Source organism: Salinicola sp. MH3R3-1, assembly GCF_001937155.1.
GTDB lineage: Bacteria > Pseudomonadota > Gammaproteobacteria > Pseudomonadales > Halomonadaceae > Salinicola > Salinicola halophyticus.
In genome coordinates this window covers 1-1023 of the sequence record NZ_MSDP01000051.1, presented here as the reverse complement: position 1 = coordinate 1023, position 1023 = coordinate 1, and the positions used below count along the sequence as shown (strand labels likewise).

At 60.5% G+C, this 1023-nt stretch carries 1 pseudogene; it reads right to left on the bottom strand.

Features of this window, described 5'->3' with window-relative positions:
* Window positions 1-1023, bottom strand: a pseudogene (locus BTW08_RS18145) (IS3 family transposase); the annotation flags it as partial.

The following is a 1023-nucleotide window of genomic DNA, read 5'->3' as shown; positions in this document are numbered from 1 at the left end:
TGATATCTCGTAATGCTTCCTGCGCCGACAGATAACCGGTCGATGGCATCCACTCGCTCTTGTAGCTGCGGAACAGCCGCTCCATCGGGGCGTTATCCCAGCAGTTACCGCGACGGCTCATGCTCTGCTGTATCCGATAGCGCCATAGCCGCTGCCGGAAGGCTCGGCTCGCATATTGACCGCCCTGATCTGAATGGAACAGTAGTCCCAGTAGTCCCAGTGGCCTGCCTCGTTGCTCGAAGGCCCTGTCTAGCGCCTTGATGACCAGGGCCGCGTCGGGACGGTCGGATAACGCCCAGCCGATGACACGCCGGGCATAAAGATCCAGCACCACTGCCAGGTAGTACCATCGACTCTGCACCCAGACATAGGTGATATCGCCACACCACACCTGATCGGGCGCGCTCACGGTAAACTGGCGGTTCAGGCGGTTGGGTATATCGGGCCGCTCGACCGTTGCCTGTCGGTAGGCCGGCGGTCGTGGCTGTTGGCAGACGAGCCCCGCTTCCTGCATCAGGCGTCGAATCTTGAAACGCCCCATGTTGAGTCCTGCTTCCCGCATCTGCAGCATGATCGTCCGGCTGCCGGCGGAGCGCCGGCTTTGGTTGAACAGCTCAGCGACTGTCGCGCGCAACGCCAGCCGCTCGACATCGATCCGGGACCGCTGATGGCGATGTTCGTAATAGCTCGAACGCGCGATATCGAAGGCGCTACAGACCATTTCTACAGGCTCCTGCTCACTCAACTGGTCTATCAGCGCGTACGATCGAGATCGTCCGACATCAAGAGAGCGGTAGCCTTTTTTAGTATCGCTTTCTCCCGTTCCAGCCGGTTGATGCGGCTCTCGAGTTCCTGGATTCGCTGCTGCTCGGGCGTCAATGCTTTTGACTTGGGCGTGACGCCACCGCGCTCAGCGCGTAACTGATCAATCCAGCGTCTCAAAGGCGTTTCACCGACATCGACGGCGCGAGCGGCTTGGGCTACGGAGTGGCCTTGATCAAGTACGAGCCCGGCGGCTTCCCG